General features: G+C 60.8%; 2 protein-coding genes. Both read right to left on the reverse strand.

From position 1 onward, the window contains the following. Window positions 1-390 precede the first annotated feature (390 nt). On the reverse strand, window positions 391-555 hold the full coding sequence (locus IG627_RS20680) for a hypothetical protein (protein ID WP_193195216.1): 165 nt from the start codon (window positions 553-555) through the stop codon (window positions 391-393). Then, window positions 548-832 carry a hypothetical protein gene (locus IG627_RS20685; protein WP_193195218.1) on the reverse strand — a complete coding sequence of 95 codons (285 nt, stop codon included), beginning with the start codon at window positions 830-832 and terminating at the stop codon, window positions 548-550. The genes IG627_RS20680 and IG627_RS20685 overlap by 8 nt, the downstream gene beginning before the upstream one ends. Between the last annotated feature and the right edge of the window lie 83 nt (window positions 833-915).

A 915-nucleotide genomic window follows, 5' to 3' on the forward strand; every position in this document is an offset into this window, starting at 1 on the left:
CTTGCCGGTGCGCTGGTCAATACCGCAGTCGGGGCACCTGGTGTACAGGTGCGCGCCCTTGCGCTTGGCCTGCATCACCGCCGCCTGCTGGTCGCAGCCCGTCTCCGGACAGGGCATATAGCCCAGGATTTCATTGCTCATGGCGTGATCCTCACAACGTAGTAAGCGCCGGCAAGTAGCAACGCACCGATTCCGGTTAGCATCAGACCAAACCCAAAAAACACTAGCTTTTCCACAAAGTCCTTCACGGTGCTCCCCCGATCGAAATTGACAGCCCCCCAAAGGCGCAGGCCGCCGCGACTGCCAGCGGCGTCGCCGCCAGCAGTACCCGGGCGACCGCGCCCGACCAGACGTAGACCCTTGCCAGCTTGCGGATATCGCCCATTCGCCCTACCCCCCGAACAACGCGCTGGCAAACTCCGCGCCGTGCATGCCGATCTTAAAAAGCGATACGATTGCGAACGACCCCGCCCACACAACCCCACAAACCGCCGCTGTAGCTATCACCACGCAGACCAGGAAGGCGAGAAATTCGCCCCAGAATTCCTTATCCATGATCCGTGCCTCCCAGCTTTGCCCGGATGCTCTCATCAACTAAGCACCAATCCCCCACAATCGGCCCACCGTTGTCGGGGTTGTCGCACTCATCGAGCGCCCACAGAATCAACTCCCGTTCTTTTTCGGTAAACACCTCGAGCGCTACCGGCGCGGGCGGCACCTGCCCGCCCTCTTTGTTGAAGGATTCCGGCAACTCTGTTGGATTCTCGACCGCTGACAGTTCCTTTGCCGCTGCTGCGCGCTCCCGCGCTTTCACTTTTCGATTTTTCCTCATAAATCCCCCGGTTACAGTTATTGACACAAGTCCAAGGTTACGCCGCCTGCGGCGGCGCCTGCGCGGCCTGCGGCCTTGCCGCT

It is taken from the genome of Microbulbifer taiwanensis (assembly GCF_014904815.1).
GTDB lineage: Bacteria > Pseudomonadota > Gammaproteobacteria > Pseudomonadales > Cellvibrionaceae > Microbulbifer > Microbulbifer taiwanensis.

Excerpts from the sequence above, each read along its gene's own strand:
- IG627_RS20680 (WP_193195216.1), bottom strand. The coding sequence starts at position 555 with ATGGATAAGGAATTCTGGGGCGAATTTCTCGCCTTCCTGGTCTGCGTG.
- IG627_RS20685 (WP_193195218.1), bottom strand. The coding sequence starts at position 832 with ATGAGGAAAAATCGAAAAGTGAAAGCGCGGGAGCGCGCAGCAGCGGCA.